This window comes from Pseudogracilibacillus amylolyticus (SeqCode) (assembly GCF_051918545.1).
Taxonomy (GTDB): Bacteria; Bacillota; Bacilli; order Bacillales; family Amphibacillaceae; genus Pseudogracilibacillus.
The window spans coordinates 1-9,739 of record NZ_JBPPZG010000147.1 but is presented as its reverse complement, the minus strand read 5'-3'; the positions used below and the strand labels follow the sequence as shown (position 1 = coordinate 9,739).

8 protein-coding genes, 1 pseudogene and 1 riboswitch are annotated in these 9,739 nt (G+C 34.8%); of the genes and pseudogenes, 7 read left to right on the top strand and 2 right to left on the bottom strand.

What is annotated here, in order from left to right; all coding sequences use genetic code 11:
- A pseudogene (locus ACPYKA_RS14835) lies at positions 1-133 on the top strand (AraC family transcriptional regulator); the annotation flags it as partial.
- Positions 134-414: 281 nt separating this feature from the next.
- Here the strand turns inward: ACPYKA_RS14835 and ACPYKA_RS14830 are convergent.
- Positions 415-1,569: an MFS transporter gene (locus tag ACPYKA_RS14830; protein WP_479542992.1), complete on the bottom strand. Its 1,155-nt coding sequence runs from the start codon at positions 1,567-1,569 to the stop codon at positions 415-417.
- 203 nt (positions 1,570-1,772) lie between these two features.
- Positions 1,773-1,876: riboswitch (SAM riboswitch) on the top strand.
- Between the two features lie 160 nt (positions 1,877-2,036).
- On the opposite strand from ACPYKA_RS14830, the gene ACPYKA_RS14825 reads away from it, so the two are divergent.
- Positions 2,037-3,146, top strand: a complete 1,110-nt coding sequence (locus ACPYKA_RS14825; protein ID WP_479542991.1) for a 5-methyltetrahydropteroyltriglutamate--homocysteine S-methyltransferase — start codon at positions 2,037-2,039, stop codon at positions 3,144-3,146.
- Between the two features lie 207 nt (positions 3,147-3,353).
- On the opposite strand, the gene ACPYKA_RS14820 is transcribed toward ACPYKA_RS14825, so the two are convergent.
- Complete coding sequence (locus tag ACPYKA_RS14820; RefSeq protein WP_479542990.1) at positions 3,354-3,548, bottom strand: SHOCT domain-containing protein; 195 nt, start codon at positions 3,546-3,548, stop codon at positions 3,354-3,356.
- A 406-nt stretch (positions 3,549-3,954) separates the two neighbouring features.
- Between ACPYKA_RS14820 and ACPYKA_RS14815 the strand changes: the two genes are divergently transcribed.
- From ACPYKA_RS14815 to ACPYKA_RS14795, 5 genes are all read left to right on the top strand, one after another.
- A complete protein-coding gene (locus ACPYKA_RS14815; RefSeq protein WP_479542989.1) occupies positions 3,955-4,893 on the top strand; it encodes an ATP-binding protein in 939 nt (312 codons plus the stop codon).
- Between the two features lie 12 nt (positions 4,894-4,905).
- Positions 4,906-6,678 (top strand): tetratricopeptide repeat protein, encoded by a 1,773-nt coding sequence (locus tag ACPYKA_RS14810; RefSeq protein ID WP_479542988.1) that lies wholly within the window; start codon positions 4,906-4,908, stop codon positions 6,676-6,678.
- Positions 6,679-6,833: 155 nt separating this feature from the next.
- Complete coding sequence (locus ACPYKA_RS14805) at positions 6,834-7,568, top strand: LytR/AlgR family response regulator transcription factor (RefSeq protein ID WP_479542993.1); 735 nt, start codon at positions 6,834-6,836, stop codon at positions 7,566-7,568.
- Positions 7,568-8,902 carry a GHKL domain-containing protein gene (locus tag ACPYKA_RS14800; RefSeq protein WP_479542987.1) on the top strand — a complete coding sequence of 445 codons (1,335 nt, stop codon included), beginning with the start codon at positions 7,568-7,570 and terminating at the stop codon, positions 8,900-8,902. The genes ACPYKA_RS14805 and ACPYKA_RS14800 overlap by 1 nt, the downstream gene beginning before the upstream one ends.
- A gap of 67 nt (positions 8,903-8,969) precedes the next feature.
- On the top strand, positions 8,970-9,656 hold the full coding sequence (locus ACPYKA_RS14795) for a YhfC family glutamic-type intramembrane protease (RefSeq protein ID WP_479542986.1): 687 nt from the start codon (positions 8,970-8,972) through the stop codon (positions 9,654-9,656).
- The last annotated feature ends 83 nt before the right edge of the window (positions 9,657-9,739 follow it).

Genomic DNA, 9,739 nt, shown 5'->3' with positions numbered 1-9,739 from the left:
ATTAGCAGGGAAAGGACAAGTATGGATGGATGAACTTAAATTCGAGGTAGTGGATAATAAGGTACCGACTACTAATATTGATTTTTCTGTTGATCTATTAGATGAGCCGATAAATTTGTCCTTTGAGGAGTAGTGTAGAGATATGAATGGGAAAAAAGGAGAGGGAACATTCATCGCAATCTTAATCATAGTCGTCATAATGGCTGCAAAGTTCTTTGTCGGTAATAGTCTTTTTAGTTTAATAAGGGGATTGATTAATTGGTAAATGCGTTTAATATTTTCTGAAGCACAAATCAGTGTCAAATATTCTTTTAATGGCTATGCGTAATGAACGTATATTTACAACTCTTTCTCGCATTCGCTGAGAAAGAGTTGTTTTATTTTTAACCTTGGCGTTTTTCGTCCATTTACAGATCATTTAGCATGGTCAACATTCGTTTTCCTAACCACCAAAAAAATGAGTATACAAACGATAATTAAATATATTGCAATACTAACAAAACCTTGATCTGGTGTTAATGAGAACATTCCTGTTATAGATGAACCTAAAAATGAACCTAATGAAAAGAAACCATAAAATAAACCAAAAGCTTTTCCACGAGTATTCGTTGTGGAATGTTCAGAAATCAGTGCACTCATCGACGGGAAAATAAATGCAAAACCGACTCCATAAATGCACATACTAATGATGAGAAGTGGCAAGCTGTTAACTAAACTTGAAAATGTTTGGGAAAATGCAACGAATAGTAAACCAATGGCTAAAACATTGTGACTCTGGTAGCGATCGAATACACGATTGGTTGGTAAAACAAAGATTAAAATAGCTACAATTCCAAATATACTCATTAACATTCCGCTAATATGGTCTTCCATTTGTAAGGATGTTACTTTCAAAGGGAGCATATAGGCTAGAATGCCTTGAGAAGCGGCTAAAGACAAGGCGCCGACAAATGAAATAATTAATCCTTTATTTTTAAATAGAGGAAAGTAATCGATTAATGATGAGTCCTTTTTTTCTGCAGCTTTTTGCTCTTTATGAAGCGGTTTTAATAGTAACGTTAATAAACCACCTAAAATCATGAGGACAGCAAGTGTCACGAAAACTATTTCCGGGCCAGCCTTAGATGAAATAATTCCACTAAAGGCAGGCCCGCTGATCGCTGCCAAACCTACCGCCGCACCTGCATAGGCCATTGTTTTTCCACTTTTTTTGTCCTTATTATATAAAGTTATATAAGTAAAAGCTGCTGGAGTAATAACACCTGCAGTAACCCCGTTTAAAAAACGGGCAAATAGGAGCTGGACAGGAGAGGTAACGACAGAATATAAAAATAAAATGATTCCATTTAGTAAAAACCCTACAATCATGACTTTTTTAGGCCCTTTATTATCAACAAAATGTCCAGCAAACACGTTGCTAAATAGATTCGTTAATGAATATGCTCCAACGATAAAACCGATGAACCCGGTTGCTGCACCTAAGCTCTGTGCATAAGTGCTTGTTATTGGCAATTGGGCAAAAAGGTCTGTAAAAGATATAAAAACAAGTAAATATAAAAGAAAATGCATAAACTGTGCATCCCTTCTGTTTAAATTATTTAGAGATTAGTTAGTACTTCCTAGTAAATTAAAGTTTTGTCTCTTCTTTAATTGTATCTTGCCAAAAATAATATTTCAAAGAAGGAAGATATACTTATATAAGGTTCGTATATTTTTCTTGACATTTATGCTAAACCACGATATCTTATAAACCACAGTTAAATAGTTTTAATTTCTTATCCAGAGAGGTGGAGGGACTGGCCCTTTGAAGCCTCGGCAACAGACTTTTTATAAGTACTGTGCCAATTCCAGAAGCATTTATGCTTGAAGATAAGGAGAGCGAGAGACTATCGTGTGTTAACCTCTTCTTGATTCAAGAAGGGGTTTTTTGATGTTAATAACCCCGAAAAGTCCAATGAAATCGGGGGAATGATAAAAAACGATATCGCAATGCCTTAAAAACAGACTAAATACGAAAACGGAGAGGAAAATGTTTTATGACAATTACAGTAACGAAAGCACCATTTAAAGCAGATCATGTTGGGAGTTTATTAAGACCAGAAAGTATCCATCAAGCGAGAAAGGATTTTCGAGAAGGAAAAATTTCAGCAAAACAGTTATATGATATTGAAACAAAAGAAATTAAACGCATTGTCGATAAACAAATTGAAATAGGCTTGTCTGCAGTAACGGACGGAGAGTTTAGACGTAGATTTTGGCACACTGATTTTCTTGAGCATTTAAATGGGATAGAAGGGTATGTACCAGAAACTGGCTATATTTTTCACGGAAATGAAGAAACAGAAAAGTATAACGTACGAAATACTGGAAAAATTTCATTTAATTCAGATCACCCACATGTTAAAGATTTTATTGTATTCAAAGAAATTGTTGACGGTCGTGCAGTTGCTAAGCAGACGATCCCAAGTCCGAACCAACTTTTTAATGTAGGGATTCGGAATGAAGATATTTATCCTGATGTTGAAGAATATGCAGAGGACATTATTCAGACGTATCGTGATGCATTAAAAGCATTTTATGATGCGGGCGTACGTTACCTTCAGTTTGATGATGTATATATTGCGGGACTATCTTCCCCAGACATTCCATTTAATGATGGCAAGTACTCCAGAGAGAAATTGATTGAATTGGCGTTAAAAGTAGTAAATGGGGTGCTCGAAGGAAAGCCAGAAGATCTTTATGTAACGACTCACCTTTGCCGTGGGAACTACAGATCGAACTGGGCCTTTGAAGGTAGCTATGGCATAATTGCACCAACGCTATTTGCTAAAGAGAAAGTGGACGGTTTTTTCCTTGAATACGACGATGATCGCTCAGGAGATTTTAAGCCACTTGAATTTATTCCAAACGGAGGAGCACAAGTTGTCCTTGGTTTATTTACATCCAAATCAGGTCAATTAGAAGATGAGGAAAATATTAAAGCACGGATTAAAGAAGCAACACAGTACATCCCAAAAGAGCAAATTTGCATTAGTCCACAATGTGGATTCGCATCAACACATCATGGAAATAAATTGACAGAAGAAGAACAATGGGAAAAACTAAAATTCATTGTAGACATTGCAAAAGAGGAATTAGGGTATTAATTTTTCCTACCACCTTGGATAATATCAATACGCTGAATTGATTCAGCGAAATCATCTAGTAATTCAGTGGTTAATCAAATAATTCAGCGCGAACGTCATTTAAATCGGCGTAAATATAAAAATTTTAGCGAATACCCTAAAAAATCAGCGCATGCAAGTAGACATAGATTTGGCCCCCTTTCTCATATAGAATGAGGAAGGGGTGTTTTACTTTTTTCCTTGACGTTCTTTTGCACGTTTGTAGTCTTCTTCCGTTATTTCGCCTCTTTCCATTCGAGCCTTCATAATATCGAGAGAACTACTTGTGGAATTTCGATTCGCTCGAAAACGAATAAGAATATAAGCTAATACAATAATTACGATTATCGTAATTACTAATCGAATAGAAATGTAAGCCATCATTCATTCACCTCTATAACTACTATTCCACGATTTCATAAAGTTTACGCATATTTATTAAGGGATTAAGATTTTAGTTGTTAAAATAAAGCTCTTTGAATTTTAACGAAGAATCCAATTTAAAAAGCCGTCTTGAAGATTTTAGGCAGTTGCTCGTAAAGATCATTGTGCATGTTAATAAATTGCTAGTGAATTACTGTTAAATCTTAAAGATGAGTTGCTAATATTTTATTACTTATATAAATGAACCTATCTATAACGGAGAAATCTTGTTCCAAAAGTAATATAGGAATTTGGGTGGTACAGATACAGTCAATTATTGTACTTTATACTCTTGTTACCATTTTTTACAGCTGCTAAAATAAAGTGGAATGATATTCACCTTATGTTGGTGAAGGAGGATAAAATGATGCAAGAAAATCAACGTGATAAATTAAAGGTCGTTTCGTACGATAAAAAACAAGATAAAATTGTTGAATTAGAACAAAAGATTGAGACATTTGCAGATGTAGGTGGACTCGAGGAAGTTAAGAAAAAAATAAGAACCGATTTTATTATGCCGATTCAGTCACCGGAAGTTTTTAAAGCATTTGGTAAGGAAGTTGGTGGTGGCTTACTTTTTTATGGTCCTCCTGGTTGTGGTAAAACATTTTTGGCACGGGCGGTCGCAGGGGAAATTAATGCACGCTTTCTTCATTTGGAAATGCAATCGATTCTATCAAAGTGGTCTGGTGAAGCGGAACAAAATATGCATGAGTTTTTTGAAGATGCACGAAAGAAAACACCGTGTGTACTTTTCATTGATGAATTGGACGCATTAGGTGGGAACAGACAAAAAATGATTTCCCATCACGACCGGATGCTTGTGAATCAATTATTAATTGAATTGGATGGATCTGTTTCAAATAATGAAGGGATCTATGTTCTTGGTGCGACAAATACACCGTGGTATTTAGACCCAGCTCTTAGACGTCCCGGTCGCTTTAATTCACTTATTTTTCTACCCCCACCTGATGTTGAAGAACGAAAAGCTATCTTAACATTAAAAACGAAAGATAAACCACAACAAGATTTACAGTTAGATCTTGTTGCCAAATATACCGAGCATTTTTCGGGTGCTGATTTAGAATACTTAGTAAAAGACGCCGTCGATTCTGCGATTGCTAGATCTTTTGAAACAGGAGAAATTCAACCATTAACGAATCAGGACTTATTAACTGCAATGGAGAAACGACAGCCAACAACGCTTGAGTGGTTTAAAACAGCTAAAAGTTATGCCACGTTTAGTGATGCTAACAATGAATATCAAGCTGTACTTGATTATATTTATAAATACAATTTGAAATAAAGGATGATATCCATGACGGAATCATTAAAATCGAATGCAGATCTAATTAAACTCTACATTCGTAATGGAGATGAAGAGAGGTCAAAAGCTGTTGCTGAAGAGATAATTCGGGATAATCCGGAAGATTTCCGGGGTTACATATTAATGAGTTATCATTATTATTTATTGAAGCAACAAGAAGAGACACTTGATTGGATAGATGAAGCGTTAATAAAAGGTCCTGAAGAAGAATTGGCCATTGAATTTGCGTTGGAAGTGTATCAAGAATTTCAGGTTAATGAAGAGAAGAGAAAAGAACTGATTGAAAGAGGGCTCCATCTTTATCCAAGCAATCACTTTTTTCATCAACAAAATGCAGAAATAAACAGAACGGTTAATAGTGAGCAGGCATTGGCATCCTATCAAGAGGCAATTCGGCTTGATCCGTTTAATGATCAATATTTAGGAAATTATACGATGCTTTTATATGGAATGAATCAATTGGATGAAGCGGAAAAATATGAGCAATTGACCTTACAAGCAAATCCAGAAAATAGTATCATGCTACTTAATTTTGCTTGGATTGCGTATCAACTAAAGCGTTATAAAAAAGCGCAAATGTTGATAGATGAAGCTATGAGGATAGATCCGGAAAATGAGTTGATTCGAGATCATTTCAAAAAAATTTATCCAACTAGAAATAGTTTTGTTCGTGCAAAAATAGGAATGAACGATATTCTTGTCAAATTACTGAGATACCCAACAGCTTTTGTTTGGAAGTTATTCCGAGAAAAGATAGGAATTTTGCTCATTTTAGTGATAATTCTCTTAGGAGTTTTAGGAGGACTCTATTTTATTTCAAGAAAGAGTTTTTTCATTATTCTTGGCATGTATTTTTTAATTCTGTTTATAAGTTCCAGAATATCAAAATCGATGTTAAAAAAAGTTGGTTTTACGCAAGCTGAAGTAAAGAATATAAAAAAGAATACAAAAGCGACGCAAAAGGCTGCACTAAAAGAAATGAAAACGGAAGTTGCAAAAGGAAATGAATCGGCTTCACTAAAGAACACAACGTTATCATCCGAAGAATTAGAAGATCAACTATCAAAAATATGGAATTCTGAAAATATCTCAACGATTAAAGAACAGACGAAAGATAAGGCGGCTCAATCGAACCAAAGAACAACAGAGCACCCACAGACTCAAACAAAACAAGGAGCACTAGAAGAGCATCATCCACCGACTCCATCAACACAACCAATGAAAGAATATAGCAACTGGCCATCTTACCTGATGATTGGAGCATTGATTTTAGGCTCTATAGTTCGTTTTGGAATATTTATGCCAAATGAATCGCAACAACCAGAAGTTTTGCCGGAAGAAAAGTTATCCATGATAAGTGAAGCACAACAAGAACTAAAAGAGGCAGAAGATAAAGAAATGATCGAGGAGAATCAACAAATTGTTGAAGGCCTATTTGCATCAATACAGGAAAATGATGTAGAACGGATTGCTGAATTTGTGTTAGAAGATTATGAACCTGTTATTTTAAAAAATATCGACGATCCATTTTTCATTCAATTAGCCGAGGCAAAAATTGAGAAAGTGATTCAGCCTGCTTCTCAGATGGGTAGCTTTTATTATCTTGTGACGAATGAAACAGAAAACATGCAGGCGATTGTAAAAGTAACATTTAATTATGTAACATACATATATGCAGAAAATTGGAGTAAGACAGAAGAGGAAGTAGCTGAATTTGAAGAAATAATGGAGAGTATGGAGACAGATGGCGTAGTAATAGAATAAATCTGATACATATAAATTAAGATCAAGGCTATTTCTTTGGAGAAATAGCTTATTTTTTTTGATTGGCAAGTAATTAGATGCTAAAGAAGGGTTTAGTCAACGAACAAGTTTTATCGTGGTATGCTATTATTAGAAGATTTGAAGTGAGTGATAATATGAGTATTTTTATCTTAGAAGATGATGTGATTCAAGCTCAGCAGATGGAGCGAGTGATAGGGAAAATATGTGAAAAACATCAATTGGCGTATGACTTTATCGAAGTGACTAGTAAGAGTGCGAACATTCTACAAAAAATCCCTTTGACAACTTACGTACCTATTTACTTTTTGGATATTGAAATTAAAGATGAAGAGCGTAAAGGTTTAGAAGTTGCACAAGAAATCAGGAATTTTGACCCAGATGGTATTATTGTCTTTGTAACGACACATTCTGAGTTTGCACCAATCTCTTATCAATATATGGTATCGGCTTTAACGTTTATAGATAAAGGTTTACCTTACGAAAAACGATATCATGCTTTTGAGCAGTGCTTGTTGCATTATCAAGCACGTAATAATATGGATAGTACTACGGATCATCTTATTATAGAAAACTCTCATACGACAGTGCGTGTTCCGTTTCGTAAAGTAGAATACATTATGACAGATGGGCCACATCGTTTAGCCTTAATAACGACAGATCGATTGATTCACTTTTATGGAACGTTAAAAGAGATCGAAGTGTTAGATGATCGTTTATTTCGTTGCCATCAATCGTATATTGTTAATAAAACGCAAATGTCTTCCTACAATGTTTCAGAAAAGGTGCTCGTTTTAAAAAGTGGTAAACAAATACCAGTCTCCAGGCGTTTAGTGCGAAAAGTCAGGCAGCTAATAAAGGATGAATTGTAATGTATGTCTATGATTTGGTTGCGATCGTTTTAATTGGTGTTAGTCATGTATTACTTTATATTCAGTTGATCCGTTACAACCGTTTATCTTATAAAATGGTGTTTTCTTTAAGTATTATTTTTACAATATTGCTTGGTATTGTTGTGACTGTAACAAGATATCCTGAATTTAACATAATTATGCTACTCATTTTTCTATTGAGTTTAGGGCTGATGAAGGACGAGCTAACATTTATGCAAAATGTATTTTTTGCTTTAGTTAGTATGGTTCTCATTACTTTAGTAAAATTAGTTGCCATGGAATTAGGCATGAAGCTTTTTATGTTGTCGCCCTACAATTTATATATTTGGACCGGGAGCGTTATTCATCTTATTGTTTCAATCATTATATTTACAAGCATTCTTCTCTGGCGGAAGTCGATTCAACGATTTGCTCAGTTTATTATTGAAAGTCCTCTTTATTATATAAGTTATGTGTTGCTTGTCATTGGACTTATCATGGTATTAATTATATCAATGCCTTCTTCCGCACTACTGTCCACATTGAATCAACAGTACGGACAAGTAAGCTATATTGCATCTTTTATTTTATTTCTACTATTACTATTAATCATTTTGATTGGCTCCCATTTAACAAAAGAAAGAATACTTGAAGAACAACAAGAGCGTTCAGACAAGGAATTGTTGGACTATGTAAGGAAGCTAGAATTGATGCATGATGAACTAGCTAGTTTTCGCCATGATTATATAAATGTATTGCTCGCATTAGATGAAGGAGTCCGGACGAAAAATATAAAACAAATCGAAAAAATTTATCATGACGTCATTGCACCAACTTCCACATTAATAAATAATCGTGAACTGGAAATTGTGAAGTTATCACGGATTGCTATTCCTGAGGTAAAAAGTATGTTAAGCGCGAAAGTGATCGCTGCCAAACAACAACAGGTGAAAGTGATGATTGATATACCTGAGGAGATTAAGGAGGTTGCGATGCCGGTTATTTCCTTTATTCGTGTCATATCTATTTTGGTAGATAATGCAATTGAAGAAGCGGTTGATAGCAAAGAAAAAGTACTGCAAATAGCTTTTTTTGAAATGGAAAAAGAACAATACTTTATTGTAAAAAATAGTTGCCAGCATAAAAAGATTGACTTGCAGAAAATTTTTGAGAAACGCTATTCTAGCAAAGAAGAAAACGAAGGTTATGGGCTTTTTTCGGTAAAGCGGATGATTGATAAAATAGAAAATGCAACGCTTGAAACAGCTGTTAAATCTCCCTATTTTTCGCAAACATTGATACTAAAAAAAATGACCAAATATGAATATAAATGAACCGAATAGGAAAAAACGATATATCTTTTAAAGTGAATGTACTATACTGCCATGTAGAGGTGGATCAATGAGTGGTCTTATTTTTGCAATAGTTGTCAGTATTGGATTACCACTGGCTTTGTTTGTGTACGCATGTTATAGAAAGAACCTTGCTGCATATCTGTTAGGAGTTCTGGCTTTTGTCGGATCACAAATCTTGTTACGCATTCCGTTGTTGGAGTATTTAGGGAAAAACAGTACTGAATTTATAATGTTTAGCAAAACTCAACCTGTCATTTTTACAATAATGATTGGTTTATCGGCAGGGATTTTTGAAGAGGTTGCTCGGTTTATTTTTATGCGCTTTTTGATGTCAAAACGGGATTGGCAGTCTGGGTTTTTGTTTGGAGCTGGGCATGGCGGTATTGAAGCGGTGTTACTTGTTGGTGTACCTGCTATAGCTTTATTATTTACACAAACAATGACTTTCCAGAGTGAATTGTTTTTTGTTGGTGGGATAGAGCGTTTATTTGCAATGATACTACATATCGGACTTTCTATTATTGTACTTCAAGGTGTCGTGCGAAAAAACTTCAAGTACGTTTTGCTTGCGATTGCTCTCCATGGCTTTGTAGATGCATCAGTGGGGATTTTACCGTTATTTGTTTCAAAAGGTCATTTACTTCTAGTTCAGGAAATAATGGTAGCAATAACCGCGTTTGCAGTTTTCATATATAGTATACGGTTAAAAAGAAGGGGAGAAGAATTACAATGAAAAAGGTTGTTCTAATGATGATCAGTGTAATAACAGTGCTTGCTCTTGTTGCGTGCGGAGGAAATAAAGTAGATGATGCAACT